Annotated in this window: 14 protein-coding genes; 8 read left to right on the forward strand and 6 right to left on the reverse strand. The window is 64.0% G+C overall.

Going from position 1 to position 13,268, the window contains the following annotated elements; genetic code table 11:
* Positions 1–128 precede the first annotated feature (128 nt).
* From B9C43_RS54280 to B9C43_RS54295, 3 genes are all read right to left on the reverse strand, one after another.
* A complete protein-coding gene (locus B9C43_RS54280) occupies positions 129–1,604 on the reverse strand; it encodes an alkaline phosphatase D family protein (protein WP_084434820.1) in 1,476 nt (491 codons plus the stop codon).
* 16 nt (positions 1,605–1,620) lie between these two features.
* Positions 1,621–1,800 carry a hypothetical protein gene (locus B9C43_RS54285; protein WP_084434819.1) on the reverse strand — a complete coding sequence of 60 codons (180 nt, stop codon included), beginning with the start codon at positions 1,798–1,800 and terminating at the stop codon, positions 1,621–1,623.
* Positions 1,801–2,296: 496 nt separating this feature from the next.
* Positions 2,297–3,955, reverse strand: a complete 1,659-nt coding sequence (locus B9C43_RS54295; RefSeq protein ID WP_084434817.1) for a hypothetical protein — start codon at positions 3,953–3,955, stop codon at positions 2,297–2,299.
* A gap of 707 nt (positions 3,956–4,662) precedes the next feature.
* On the opposite strand from B9C43_RS54295, the gene B9C43_RS54300 reads away from it, so the two are divergent.
* The gene (locus B9C43_RS54300; protein WP_084434986.1) at positions 4,663–6,144 is read left to right on the forward strand and encodes a hypothetical protein; all 1,482 of its coding nucleotides are present in this window, start codon (positions 4,663–4,665) and stop codon (positions 6,142–6,144) included.
* A 235-nt stretch (positions 6,145–6,379) separates the two neighbouring features.
* On the opposite strand, the gene B9C43_RS54305 is transcribed toward B9C43_RS54300, so the two are convergent.
* Complete coding sequence (locus B9C43_RS54305; RefSeq protein WP_235039406.1) at positions 6,380–7,201, reverse strand: integrase core domain-containing protein; 822 nt, start codon at positions 7,199–7,201, stop codon at positions 6,380–6,382.
* A 56-nt stretch (positions 7,202–7,257) separates the two neighbouring features.
* Here B9C43_RS54305 and B9C43_RS60415 point away from each other — a divergent pair, with 56 nt between their 5' ends.
* Complete coding sequence (locus B9C43_RS60415) at positions 7,258–7,479, forward strand: TIGR02391 family protein (RefSeq protein ID WP_407657199.1); 222 nt, start codon at positions 7,258–7,260, stop codon at positions 7,477–7,479.
* Positions 7,480–7,492: 13 nt separating this feature from the next.
* Here the strand turns inward: B9C43_RS60415 and B9C43_RS54315 are convergent, their stop codons facing one another.
* Positions 7,493–7,750: a helix-turn-helix domain-containing protein gene (locus B9C43_RS54315; RefSeq protein ID WP_235039407.1), complete on the reverse strand. Its 258-nt coding sequence runs from the start codon at positions 7,748–7,750 to the stop codon at positions 7,493–7,495.
* 671 nt (positions 7,751–8,421) lie between these two features.
* Here B9C43_RS54315 and B9C43_RS54320 point away from each other — a divergent pair.
* From B9C43_RS54320 to B9C43_RS54330, 3 genes are all read left to right on the forward strand, one after another.
* Complete coding sequence (locus B9C43_RS54320; RefSeq protein ID WP_084434988.1) at positions 8,422–8,967, forward strand: hypothetical protein; 546 nt, start codon at positions 8,422–8,424, stop codon at positions 8,965–8,967.
* A 480-nt stretch (positions 8,968–9,447) separates the two neighbouring features.
* On the forward strand, positions 9,448–9,984 hold the full coding sequence (locus tag B9C43_RS54325; protein WP_143447284.1) for a hypothetical protein: 537 nt from the start codon (positions 9,448–9,450) through the stop codon (positions 9,982–9,984).
* Complete coding sequence (locus tag B9C43_RS54330) at positions 9,968–10,792, forward strand: DUF6551 family protein (RefSeq protein WP_143447285.1); 825 nt, start codon at positions 9,968–9,970, stop codon at positions 10,790–10,792. Before B9C43_RS54325 ends, B9C43_RS54330 begins: the two co-directional genes overlap by 17 nt.
* Before the next feature lie 184 nt (positions 10,793–10,976).
* Here the strand turns inward: B9C43_RS54330 and B9C43_RS59430 are convergent, their stop codons facing one another.
* Complete coding sequence (locus tag B9C43_RS59430) at positions 10,977–11,360, reverse strand: integrase core domain-containing protein (protein ID WP_084435008.1); 384 nt, start codon at positions 11,358–11,360, stop codon at positions 10,977–10,979.
* On the opposite strand from B9C43_RS59430, the gene B9C43_RS58175 reads away from it, so the two are divergent.
* The 3 genes from B9C43_RS58175 to B9C43_RS59435 all read left to right on the forward strand — a co-directional run bounded on the left by B9C43_RS58175 (position 11,241) and on the right by B9C43_RS59435 (position 13,132).
* Complete coding sequence (locus B9C43_RS58175) at positions 11,241–11,777, forward strand: DUF4383 domain-containing protein (RefSeq protein ID WP_200826155.1); 537 nt, start codon at positions 11,241–11,243, stop codon at positions 11,775–11,777. The two genes, B9C43_RS59430 and B9C43_RS58175, sit on opposite strands and share 120 nt — an antisense overlap.
* A 459-nt stretch (positions 11,778–12,236) precedes the next feature.
* Positions 12,237–12,665 (forward strand): subtilase-type protease inhibitor, encoded by a 429-nt coding sequence (locus B9C43_RS57325; protein WP_160097435.1) that lies wholly within the window; start codon positions 12,237–12,239, stop codon positions 12,663–12,665.
* A gap of 107 nt (positions 12,666–12,772) precedes the next feature.
* A complete protein-coding gene (locus B9C43_RS59435) occupies positions 12,773–13,132 on the forward strand; it encodes an integrase (protein ID WP_143447287.1) in 360 nt (119 codons plus the stop codon).
* Positions 13,133–13,268 lie beyond the last annotated feature (136 nt).

Consider the following 13,268-nt stretch of genomic DNA (forward strand, 5'->3'; position numbering starts at 1 on the left):
GCGCCGCCCACCACCTCGCGCGCACCGGCCTCGTCATGCCACGCGCCCAGCCGAGGTTGGACAGATCATTGCTGACAACCCGCACAATTCCCTGCCTCAGCCAAGATCAGCAACCATGCACGAGGTCGTTAGATGGTCAGGCCCGGCTGGCCGTCCAGCACGACGTATCTCCGGGACACGGACATGGTGACCTTGGCCGGGTCTCGTTCCTGGATCGAGCTCAGCCGGGTCCATTCGGCCGTGAGCTGCTGCGCGTTCACGGTCACCCGGACGTAGCCGCGGTGGTTGCCGATGAAGTTCAAGCCCGGATTGTTCCTCGCGCCACCGGGCTTGTTCCTGCCCTTCGAGGTGATGGAGCTCGTCACGAGCTCGGTGCCGACGATTGGGCCGGTTCGGTTGAGGCGCAGGTCGTTCGCCCAGTGGGTGTGCACATCACCCGTCAGGACAACGGGATTGCGGACCGTGCGGTCGATCCAACCTTGGATGATCCGCGCGCGGTTGGCTCGGTAGCCGTCCCAGGAATCGTTGTTTCCGTCGCAGGTGCGGGGATCGCCGTCGTAGTCGCGGTGCGCGAAGAACACTTGCTGGCCCAGGAAATCCCAGCCTGAGCCGCGTGCCGTCAGGCCGTCGAGCAGCCACTGCTCCTGCGCCGGGCCGGTGAGCGTGCGGGTCGTGCTGTTGACCTTGCCGCAGTCTCTCGCCGGCGCCTGCTTGTTGCGGTGCTGGCGCGTGTCCATCATGTGGAAGCGGGCCAGGGTTCCCCATTCGATGCGGCGATACAGCTTGATCGCGGCACTCGTCGGTTTCATCGCCTTCGGCAGCGGCATGTTCTCCCAGAACGCTCGGAAGGCGTCTTTGCGTCGCTGCTCGGGGATGGCTGACCGCACGCCGTACCAGTTGTTCTTCACCTCGTGGTCGTCGAAGACCACTAGCCAGGGGGCGGCCGCGTGGCACGCCTTGAGATCCGGGTCGAGATGGTGCTGGGCATAGCGGATTCGGTACTCCGACAATGTGTTCGCCTCGTTGTTGAGGGCGACATACCGGCGGACCTTGTGGGCCTGACGGCTTGGCTTCTCGTACATGTAGTCGCCGAGGAACAACACGACGTCGGGGTTGTCGGCCGTGATGTAACGGTGGGCGTGATACCAGCCGACCTCGAAGTGCTGGCAGGACGCGAACGCGAACTCCAGCGAGGCTACGCTGGCGCCGCGCGCGGGCGCGGTGCGGGTGCGGCCGACCGGCGAGATATGGCGGTCGGCTTTGAAGCGATAGAAATACCAGGCGTTGGGCGCCAAGCCTCGTGGCTCGACGTGCACGCTGTGACCGTCGGCGGGCACAGCATTCTCGCGTCCGGTCTGGACAATGTTGACGAATCTCGCGTCGGTGGCGATCTCCCAGTCGACACGGACGGTCCGGGTGCCCATGCCGCCGTCGGCATCGAGCGGGGCGGCGGCGAGCCTTGTCCACAACACCATTCCGTCCGGCCTCGGATCGCCGGACGCGACACCCAACTGGAACGGGTCCGAGGCCGCCCTGACCGCCCGAGGAACCGCGGCGGTGATTCCCGCCGCAACGAGGAGAGTACGACGGTTCAGCTTTGACATGCTGGCCCCTTCATGCTCATGCGAAGTCGGTTATGGTGGCACCACAGGTTTTCTCGAGCACGTCCTTGGCTCCGTACTTGCCCAGGCACACTCGGTAGGTGACCCAACTGCCCTCCGGCAGCTCGAGGTCTGCTGTGACTCTCGTGCCGTTGCCGTTGGGATTCCACACCAGGCGCGGGCCGTAGCCGTCGGGCAACTAGTAGAGCAGGACCGCGGAGTGCCCGTCTGCCTTGTGGTCGTAGACGGTGAAGACCTCGCCATAGGACGCGAACGTGCCCCGGCCGGCGCAGGACGGGCGGACCGAGCAGCGTTCACTGTCGGCCGCCGCCGAGTTGCCACCGCCAGCATCAGAGCCGCGGCCAGGAGCGTGGTTCTGTGGACCAGGTTCAGCTGCGACAGCATATCGACCAACGCCCAGCTCATTCGTCCGCTCCGATCGAGCACCATCTGCGGAGTCTCCTCGGCTACGGCCGCCATTGCACCGGCCGGCCACCAGATCTCCCGTCGGCGATCCACAAAACTCGTGGTCTCGGCGGGAAGATGGCGTCCGTCCGGATAAGTCGGACGTCCGCGTCCCGGCGGATCGCGGCGACCAGCGCGCGTTTCCGTGCTTTGATTCCGACGCTTCTCGTCTTCGGGTTCTTGTGAGGGTGGCGGCCCTGCGTGCTTCGGCGACGCCACCATCTGGTTGGTTAGAGCGGGGCTTGGGCTAGGTAGTTGTCCTGTTGGGCGGTGGGTAGGCTGGCGTCCAGACCGAGAGCCTGCTTTCGATAGTTGGCGTTGAATGCCACCAACGCGTTGTCAGCGCGTGCGGTGACCTCGATGTAGTCACCGATGAAGAAGCCACGGAGGAACGGGTCGGCTTCGGGCTCGTTCGACGGGGTTGTCAGCCGCTGCCGGTTGACCACGGTGCCCTGGGGCCCGACAGTGACCAGTTCGAGGTCCTGCCGGTTGCCGAACACCGGATCGAACCGGCTGGTCCAGTACGCCACCGCGAGGTTCGCACCACCCGGATTGGCGGACAACGTGCCGAAGTAGTTGTCCCCGCCCGCCGACAGCGTTGTCGGGTTGCTCCACCCCGCGCCGAAGCTGTCGGAGAAGGTCATCCGCATGCGTGAGAACTCGCAGATGACGTTGAGCGGACGGGACTGGCACGACTCCCAGATCACGAATATCCGCGGTATCCCGTTCACGATCTTCACGTCGTGCTTGGGGTACGTGGCGACGCGGAAGTCGTTGGCGTGCAGGACACCGCCGAAACCGATCGGCTCGAGCTCGGTGGTGACCACCCCCTCCGGACTGAACTCGCTGCTGCCGGCCTCGGCCACCCGCAGTTTGATGACGAAGGTCTCCCCGTCGTTCGGTGTGATCCGATCCTCGACCCAGGTCACGTAGGTCCGGCCATCGGGCCCGACGGTCACATCGCTGAACTGGACATCGCTGCCACCGGCACTGAGATTGATCGGTTTGCCGCAGCTGGTCAGGTTGGCCTCGCAGCGCACCGCCTTGATCGTGGTGGTGACATTGGGGAAGTCGACCGCGAAGTCGGTGTAGGTCACCCAGATCACGGTCTGCCCGGCGCTGTGCCCGACGGCCATCCACGGCTTGTCGAGGAGGTGGAAGTGTGCCGGATCGGGAGAGATCACCTGATCTGCCAGCGTACGGGTCGGCCAGCAGGTGGGGTCGTCACCGCCGGGGCACGACCCCAGCGTGCCGGCCGTCGTGCGGTAGACGCCAATGCCGCTATGTGTCGGCACCCCGTCGACGAAGACCAGGTTGAGGGTGGCCATGTACGCGTTGCAGGCCGCGTCGAAGGCCACCACCGGATCGCCACTCGACGGCACCGCAACACCGTCAGCGAAGGTGACGGCTGGCAGCAGCCCCTCCCTGGTCAGGGTCGCACCATTGTCGGAGAAGTGCCAGCCGGTGAAGTTGCCGAGCGGGTTGAGCAGACCCCGGTAGTCGTTCGTCCCCGCCAACACCAGGTTGCCGTTCGACGAGCAGCGATCGACCGACTCCTCGTTCTGCGGCAGGCCGAGATCGTCACGATTAAACAGCGCCCGGCGCATCGGAAAGTCGCCCGGCGCAAGCGCCCGGGGCACCGCGTTGACACGAGCGCCCAGCGCCGCGATCCAGTCCGGCCTCGCCCGCATGCCGGCCGAGACCTGCTCCGGATGCTGGGCATACCAGCGGGCCAGCGCACCCTGCGAAAGCATCCGCTGCACCTTCTCCGGAAGCGAAAGCGCCACTGCTGAAGGCACCGCGGATGCCGTTGAGGAAAACGAAAGAGCGCCGAGCAACAGTGTTACGGCACCCACCTTGGTGAAGGTCGCCAGACGTCTCGAGATCATGCCCCAATCCCTCCGCCGTCACCGCCGCCTCAAGATCATGAAATCCAGTCCACGCCCACAAACCGCAGTCTTTGCTGACAACCCCGACGAACGCAAAGGGCCATTGTCGGGGCCCCTAGCTAAACCGACGATGGGCAGCGAACGACAAAGCATGGCGAGAATCGGCCAGACGCCGAGGAGCAATCTCACGGCGATGTCGTATAGGACATCCATACGACATTGGCCATGAGACTACGACACCAGATTTGAGACCCTACATCCGCGACAGCTGTAGGATCCCAAACTCAATGACATGTAGATCTTCGCTGACCTGCCGGTTTCTCGGTTGTCTCACGACGTGTCACCCTTGCATGAGTCTCAGATCCGTGGCATTTCTTCGGTACCGTTTCGTGGATCGGGTCAGCGACAGCGGCGTCCGCAGTCTTGTTCGGCGATCGCAGTACTTCCGCCCACCATCACACCGTTGACGTAATCACGACAACAGTGATTCTGCGCCACTGATAGCCCTTCACTCGCCCGCCTGGGGGTGTCAGGCTGCCGACGTGGTACCCGCCATGTTCGTTTCGCGTCATCACGTTCGACGTAGCGACGCTTGATCACTCGTGTCAAAGCCACGGATGATCATGGTGAAAGCCAAGTACAGGATGATGAATAGTCGTTTCGCACGTGTTTGCGTTTGCTTGTGCGTCGGAGTTCTTGTCTTGAGCATGGTGGTCGCCAGCTCGGCTCCGAGTGTCGGCGACACCGTGACGCTGAAGTTCTACGATGCCCAAGGCTCGGGCATCGAACTGTTCGCCGACGAGGTGAGGTCGGTGATGCACGGCGCCGGCGAATACGACAGCGACACCCTGCTGGATCCGGCCACTATGCAGCATCTCGCGATGCACCCGTTGTACGAGGAGGGCGTGCCGAGACGGTGGCAGTTCGACATCCCCGGCCGTCCGGTCGCCTTCGCGGTCAACTGGCCGACCCAGCGGGGCTTCTCGTTCGTGGTCCTCGACGACGGCGGCACCGGTTTCCGCGCGGGAGGCACGGTCGTGTTCAACTACCAGGCCGCGGTCGATGCCATGCGGCGCCTGGACGCGGCATTAGCTGCCCGCGCGGACTACCACCGCTCAGGGGAGTGGGCCGCGGCTTACGCGGCGGCCCGCTCGAACCTGAGCAGTGCCCGGCACGCGCGCACCGACAGCGACCGTGGCAAGTACGGCCAGTTCGCGCTTGACGCGATCCACCTGGCCCTGGACACGCTGCTGGCCGAATACGGGCCCCAGTACGCCAAGAGCCATCGCACCGACCCGCAGATCGGCCTGACCGTCGACAAGATCGGCACGCCTGCCGAGTGGTCGACACTCGCGCGGCGCCTCAGCGGGTCATACGGCTGGGTCCGCATCGTGTTTGACCCGGGGGTGGACGACGAGGACGACCGCAAACAACCTGATCCTGAGGTCTATCGGCAGGCGGTGGAAACGGCCCGCGCCGCCGGATTAAAGATCCTTGGCCAGCCGGTGGACTCCTACTTCGCAAACCGGTACACCACTGAGGAATATCTGGCCCGGGTGAGGGCGTACGTGACCGCCTTCCCGTGGATCGACGCCTGGGAGGTCGGCAACGAGGTGAACGGCTGCTGGCTCGATCGCAAGACCGACGACCAGGGCACATGCACCGAGCAGGAGGTCCCCCACGAGGACCGCATCATCAACAAGATCGACCAGGCAGCCCGGTACGTACGCCAGCAACGACCGGATGCCATGGTGGTCCTCACCCTGTACTGGCAGATCGGCACAGACAGCCCGGAATGGTCGACCTTCAACTGGGCCAGGGCGAATCTGACCCCGCAGATCCGGCGGAACATCGACACAGTGCTGCTGTCGACCTGGGTGGAGGACGCTCCCCTGGGCCTGGCCTTCGACCAGGTGATGACAACGCTGCTGGACGAGTTCGCCGGCAAGAAAGTCGGACTGGGCGAGCTCGGCTATTGGTTGGCGAGCACCTCGAGGTTGTACTGGGCCTTCGATCCCCTCGACGTTGCCAGGGCCCGGCGAGAGCTGGCCGCGTACTACTACGGGGCCGCATTGGGGTACCAGCGCAGTGTCGGCGGCGGGTACTGGTGGGACTTCGTCGACGAGATGCCGACCGATCCGGGACTACAGCAAGCCGTCTACCAGGTAACCGACCAGCTGACAAACTAGTGTCCCGAGTCGTTAGTTAGCGTCGTAAGTTTGTGACAGTAGTGGGCGAGGCTGTCCAGGATGTCGTCGGCGGTTTTGGTCCACACGAACGGTTTCGGATCCTCATTCCAGGCTCGGATCCTGTGAGGTTCCAAAACCGTGCACTATGACGCTGACCTGGGCGTCAGGCTGCTGCTGGCTCGTAGTCGTTGATCAAACCGTTGACGACTGACCGGCGTACGGCGCGGGCATGGCCTCAGCTTGGGACGGAGCGATCGGGTCGGGGTGGGCGGAGTTGCTGGGCGCGGTGAGGGCGGTGGTGGTTGTAGTGGGCGACGTATCGCTCCAGCACGGTCCGCAGGCGCCGTTCGTTGATGATCAGGAGCCGGTCGGTGAGCTCGCTTCTCACCGTGCCGACGAACCTTTCGGCATAACAATTCGCCCTCGGGCAGCCCGGCGGGATCTTCACCACCTCGACACCTGCGCCGGCGAACACCGCATCGGACGCTGAGGTGAACTGGCCGGCCCGGTCGCGAACCAGGAACCGGAACTCATCAGCTCGGTCGCCGAGGTCCATGAGTAGGTTGCGGGCTTGTTGCGTCGTCCATGAGCCGTCCGGATGCGTTGTCGTCCCGAGAATGTGGACATACCGGACGGTCGAGGCACCGACCCGGTGACCGAGCTTGAGCAGCTCAGCCTGGATCCTGCGATACCCCCACCTCGGATTCTCTCGCGCCATCCGTTCGATCAGTGCGACGAGCTGAGTGTCGAGCGACGGGCGGCCAGGCGAGTTCAGGTAGGTCCACTTCTTGGCCACCAGGCGCCGATGCCACTGCAGGAGCGTCGCCGGTGTGACCAGTCGGTGTCGGCGCAGCATAGTTGGCAACCGTCGCGCCAAGGCGGCGAGCATCGCGCGGTCAGCCCAGTCCAGCCGGGGACGAGGATTCGTCCGACGCAGCACGGCAACCTCGTGCCGCAAAATGAGCAACTCCACGTCCTTCGACGGCGCGGAGCGACCCAGCAGAACTAGCCAACCACTTAGCCGAATGAAGATCAGATATACCAGTCGCAACCCCACGTCCCACGATCATGCCCTACGGGCAAAGTTCGTGGTTACCGCAGGTCAAAGCGACAATGCATGATTTCGGAACCCCACAGGGTAAGGAGCCGAGCGAATGGGAGGGGTGGCGAGCCCTAGGAATGGGCTTTGTTCAGGCGCTTGGTAACGTTGATCGTCATAACATCCAGAAGCGTGATGATGCTAAGCGCTACGCTTTTGGTGTGCTTGGCATTGGAAGTCTCATCTTGACCCAACTACGCTACCAACATGGCGATGACCTGCACATTGATAACTAGCTCCGGCGTGCTGTTAGCGTTGTAGCCGTCTCGGTGAGTTGGTGTCGGCGCCACGCTTTCGAATTTTTCGTTCCCGCAGCTTCTTCTTGATCGTCGTCTGACTGACGCCGTACGACTCGGCGAGCGCCCGCGTCGTCGCACCGGATCGGTAAGCCTCGATGACTTCGGCGATGTCGGTATCGCTGAGACGCCGCCGGTCGTAGTCAGGCGAGGCTGTCCTGCCCTCGACCGTCGCGTCGTCGCTATCACATCGGTTGCCGATCTTCCGCACGACGTCGACCAGTGGTCCCAAGAGGTCGGGACGGTTCAAATAACGGCGAAGAAGGTCCACAATGTCTGTGAACAGCGGTTTTGCTGATCAAGCGTGTCGGCATGCGAACCGCTACACGCGGTGGGAAGGTTTTGGCCCGGCCCGGCTCACCCGTGACGCTGTGGGTTGAACGCGGCGGCGGCTCTGGTGTGCGCGAGCCTCGCCTACCAAAGCCAGACCTGACGACAGGCCGCACGATGCGGAATGAGACCACTGACGAAGCGGTGGGCTGAACGTGATGAAGCGGATGCCGCCAGGCTGACCGCCGGGGAGCGCGGCGCGACGTCGGGTCCGTCCCACTCATCAGCAACTTAGATACTTGGCGTAGGACCGGTGCCTGGCCAGACTCGGTCCAGGTGTCTGGCGAGTCGCTCCCTCATTGCGGCTGAGCGGACGTTGTGATCAGGTCCTTCTCCGAAGTCCGACCGGCTTGATCACCAGCTCTGGGTCCCTGAGCAGTCAATGTCGCCTGCCACGAGCATGGGACCACCTGAGCGCTCGGTGCCATGAGCATGGGACCACCTCGATAGGGATTTGCCACTGATGGGACCACCCGGACGGGTCCCGCGTGGCGTCCCGACCTCCGGTCGTTTGGCCGTTGCGCTGGTCAGATGGCATATATGGAGGTATCAGTGATCGAGATCAAAGAGGTTCTGCGGTTGGGGCTGGCGGGTCACTCGCTGCGTGAGGTGACCCGGCTGGCCGAGTTGGACCGCAAGACGGTCCGCCGGTATGTGCAGGCCGCCCAGGCCTGCGGAGTGACGCTCGAGGGCGGGGACGGCCAGCTGACCGAGGAGGTGCTCGGGGCGGCGGTGGCCGTGGTCCGACCGGACCGGCCTCGCGGCACTGGCGCCTCGTGGGAGGCGATCGCCGAGCAGCGTGAGCAGATTCAGACCTGGCTGAAGCAGGACCTGACCCTGGCCAAGATCCACATGCTGCTGAGGCGGTGGGGCGTGGTGGTGCCGTATCGCACGCTGCACCGCTTCGCGGTGGCAGAACTGGGTTTCGGGCGCCGTCGTGGTGCTCGTGCTCGTCTCGGTAGGCGTGATCGTGTGGATCGGCGCCACCGTGATCGGTGCGTTCCTTTGAGACAACCACGGAACAGCCCGGCCTTACCAGTCCGCAGAATTCGTTGTGGTCGCCACACTCCGGCGCTTCTCTCCACAATGGACATATGATGGTGGTCGAGACCGGTAGCGACCCAGATATGCCGACGCGGCCAAACCGAAGAACAACATCATCAATGCTCGACCGATCCATGCCCATGGCACGCCTACACACCTGCCCAATGCGGCTACTTAGTGACTTGGTGCACGACCGAAGTCTGGCCACCGTGCAGAACACGGACCGGTGTACCCACCTTCCCGGCATCACGCCCCACGTGGTGACGTTGACCGGCCAGATGGTCGTCCACCCGCTGCCTAAGGGCCGATCGCCGGCAAGCCGCCACGCGGCGCTCGACTCGCCCCAGGCGATCGACCCTGCCGACTCCCGGTGTCCCCGGTTCCTGCCGTGCCGGAGGAGAGAAAAGAAGGAAACCTCAAGGTGTCGTTCGAGGTCAGGAGAGTCCGTTTCGGATGGTCGGGTGATACACCCGGCACTGTGTGATCGTCTTCTCGGTACGATCCTCCACACCTGCATGAACCATGGACCGGGGGTTGGAGGACGTCACGCCATCGTTCGTCACACCCGTCAGCACAATCTACGACGGATACACACGCATCATGCAGACCAAACGGCGCGGTGACACCCCACTGCCCGAGCAACTCCAGGCCGAGTTCGGCATCGCCCTCTGGGAATGGTCGCGCCTGAAGCTGGTCTACGAGAAGGCCCTGGCCGGCGCCCCGTTCGCCCAACGGCTGATCACCGACATCGAGGCCGACCGCCTGACGGTGTCCGCCGCCTACGGCGAGCTCAAGAAGCGCGAGAAGATCGACGCCCAGGCCAGTACCCAGCCCAGCAGCGTCCGGCTGCCCGTGGTGTACGAGCGTGTCCTGCGCATCCACGCGTTCGCGCAGACCACCGCCACCGCCCTGCAACACGGTGTCCCGGTCAGCACCGCCGGCATGTCCGAACAGGACATCACCGAGTGTATCCGCCTGATGCGCGCCACCAGCGTGTCGCTCAAACAGGCCGCTGACACCCTCTCCCGATCCCGTCTCGGAGGCAAAGCCCGCCATGGCACTACGAAATAAGCGTGTCCGCGCCGGTGATCTCACCGTCGACCCGCGCGTGCAACGCGATCACCTTACCCAGAGCAAGCTGGCCAAGATCCGCGACAACTACAACCGCGCGGCCCTGGGCACCCTGCAAGTCTCCGAACGCCCCGACGGCAGCCTGGTCATCCTCGACGGCTGGCACCGCTGGACCATCGTCTCCGAACTGGAAAAGGACGACTTCCCGCTCCAGTGCCAACTGCACACCGGCCTGACCCTCGAGCAGGAGGCCGGCCTGTTCGTCCAGTTCAACCAGCAAGAAGCCGCCAACAAACTCGACCTGCACAAAGTCCGGGTGACCCAAGGCGAACCGATGGCGGTCGCGATCGACGACGCGGTCCACGCCAACGGGTGGGCCGTCGGCCAAGGAGACGGCAAGATCCGGGCCATCCTGGCCCTGGAGAAGGTCTACTACACCGGTGAAGGATTCCGCGAGGGCTACGGCAAAAAGCTCGTCGCCGACATGCTGCACGTGATCACCACAGCGTGGGGGCGTGAGGACCCCAAAGCAGTCGACCAGAACATCCTCAAAGCCGTCGGGCAATTCCTGTTCCTGGTCGAGAAACGCTGGACCGACGAGGCGAAAACCCGCGAGTTCGACCACGACGCGCTCGCGGCGGCCATGGCCGGCCTGAAGAAAGGCCCCGCCGGATGGCTCGCCGCCTGCCGCGGCCAAGCCGAAGGCTCAGCCAAAACCCTGCGTTCGGTCCTGCAGCACGAACTGCTCACCCTTTACAACAAAGGCCGCCGCACCGGCAGACTCCCCGCCGCCCTCATCACCGGATAGGACCCGACCCCTGCGGCGCCCCTTCGCGCTCGACGCTCTAAGCCCTGTCGAGACAGCCGCCCATCCAGCCATCACACCCGGCCACATCCGACCTCACCGGAACACGCGCAACCCTGTGGGGTTCCAGAAGTCGGCCCGCAGCGCTGACCTGGGCGTCAAGCTGCCGCAGGCTCGTACTCGTTGATCAAGCCTCCGAGGACCGGCCGGCGTACGGCGTGCCCGCACTCTCGCTAGGTAAGGCGTGGTCGGGTCGAGGTGGGCGGAGTTGTAACGCTCGATGGGGACGGCGCTGGTTGTAGTGAGCGACATACCGCTCCAGCGCGGACCGTAGATGTCGCTCGCTGATGACCAGGAGCCGGTCGGTGACCTCGCTTCTGACCGTGTGGGGGTTCCAGAAGTCGGCCGCTGGGGCTGACCTGGGCTTTAGACCGCTACGGGTTTGTACTCGTTGATCAAGCCTCCGAGGCTGGCCGACCTCGTGCACGTGGTCTTCGGCGTCGCAGGCCTCGTGTCGGCACGCACCGAAGGCGGCGCACGGGGCTTCCTGATCGGCGGCAGCAGCATCCACCTGATCCTGTGGATCGACGGCCTGGTCATCGACAAAGGGCAGGGCGGCCACCTTCGTCGCACTCAATGCCGCCGACCACTGGCTGCATCTCGACCTCGACCTGATCGTGCTCGGCCTGGCACTGAGCCGTGGCCTCGGCCGCGCGACACCCACCAATACCATCTGACCGAACGGTTTCCTGGCATCACCGGACGGGTACGGCTCCACCATGGCACTGGCGGATATCGCGGTTGCCGGCGACGTGGCTCGGGACTGGGACCTGGCCGTGTCGAGGAGTCCCCGGGGCCTAACGGCACGGCAACCGTGCGATCGCGGCGCGAAATGTTGCGTGACAAGGGCACCAACTTCGCCGTCGCACTGGCCCTACCCGACCTCTCGGTCGCGTCGCTCGTCGCTGACGGCAAGGTCTCCACCTGACCGCTCATCGACCAGGCCCGCGTCGACCGAATGGATGTCACACCACTGATCGGCGCGAGCGCACCCATCACTGGATTGATCGTGGATGTTGTCACCGAGGGCTGACCGAGGAAGCGAGCGCCGAGGGCTACAGCATCCCGGGCTTTCCCTCCTGGCAAGGATTGCCCCGGCGACAGAGGCACGATGAATGTCCACCTTACGCCCTGCTCGGTGCGCGGGCTTGGCCGTACTTCTCGCAATGGTGGCGTATCTATTCAAATTATAGTCTGCTCGACTGGATCGGCCTGCAGTACATCACGTCTTCGGCAAACGAATCGGCCAGGAGTTAGTCATGCGGTCCGGCACGGCCGCAAATTCCGTCTTCAACTCGAACGAATAGATGAGCGAAAAAACAAACCAAGCGCGACAAGAAAGAAAATTAGACCCTACCCACCTTCGCGCGGATACGAGGAGAAAATCATGAGACAGGTGATGTTCAAAATACTCATTGTCGTCGCGGCTATCATGGTCAGCGGGGTAGGCGTGAGCGCCCCCGCCACTGAGCGAAGAAACACGGATTCTCCCAGTGCCGCCGCGAACTCGAAGCTTTTCCTGACGACCAAAGCGGGCGAAACGGCCAAGGCAATCCCGGATGCGGCCGTAACACTGACATGCGACCCCGACAACGGCAGTCATCCACACGCCACCAAGGCCTGCAACAGGCTAAGGGAGGTGGATGGCGACTTCACAAAGTTGGACAGGGACACCGATATTATGTGCCCAGCACTCTGGGCGCCGATCACCGTTACGGCACACGGAACGTGGCAAGGTCACCCCATTGACTGGCAGCGGACCTATTCCAATGCGTGCGAGCTGCGGGCATCAACCTATCCCATTTTTGCGTTCTGATTGACAACGTTGCGCTTGCCGAAAACCTGTACCGTGCCATAACTCGACGTCTGGCTCGGTGACCTGCCGTTTTGCCCCGTACGAGGGCCGTGCGATGCTCACCGACCGTGCTGTTTCGACTGATGTACTTGATCACGGTGCAGTTGATCGGCTGGCTAGTTTTACTGCTCCGACGCTCCGCCGCCAAGGATGTCGAAATCCTGGTGTTGCGGCATGAGGTGACGGTCCTGCGCCGCCAGGTCGACCAGCCACGCCCTGGATGGCCAGATCGCGCGATCCTGTCGGCACTGACGCGGCTACTGCCCCGCGAATTGCGCCGGCACCGCATCGTGACACCCGGCACGCTGCTGGCCTGGCATCGCCATCTCATCACCCGGAAATGGACCTACCCGAACCAACCAGGACGCCCACCAATCGGCGACGAACTCCGCGAGTTGACCGTGCGGTTGGCCCGGGGAGAACCCTAGGTGGGGACATCGCCGCGTACAGGGAGAACTCGCCCGGCTCGGACACCACATCGGCGCGGGCACGATCCGCCGCATCCTCACCGCCGCCCGCATCAGTCCCGCGCCACGACGGCCGGACACCAATTGGCGCACCTTC

Source organism: Kibdelosporangium aridum (genome assembly GCF_900176515.1).
Lineage (GTDB): Bacteria > Actinomycetota > Actinomycetes > Mycobacteriales > Pseudonocardiaceae > Kibdelosporangium > Kibdelosporangium aridum.

Coding starts and splice junctions, on each gene's coding strand:
- B9C43_RS60415 (WP_407657199.1), top strand. CDS start 7,258: ATGCATGATTTCGGAACCCCACAGGGTAAGGAGCCGAGCGAATGGGAG.
- B9C43_RS54300 (WP_084434986.1), top strand. CDS start 4,663: ATGGTGGTCGCCAGCTCGGCTCCGAGTGTCGGCGACACCGTGACGCTG.
- B9C43_RS54295 (WP_084434817.1), bottom strand. CDS start 3,955: ATGATCTCGAGACGTCTGGCGACCTTCACCAAGGTGGGTGCCGTAACA.
- B9C43_RS54280 (WP_084434820.1), bottom strand. CDS start 1,604: ATGTCAAAGCTGAACCGTCGTACTCTCCTCGTTGCGGCGGGAATCACC.
- B9C43_RS57325 (WP_160097435.1), top strand. CDS start 12,237: ATGAGACAGGTGATGTTCAAAATACTCATTGTCGTCGCGGCTATCATG.
- B9C43_RS54330 (WP_143447285.1), top strand. CDS start 9,968: ATGGCACTACGAAATAAGCGTGTCCGCGCCGGTGATCTCACCGTCGAC.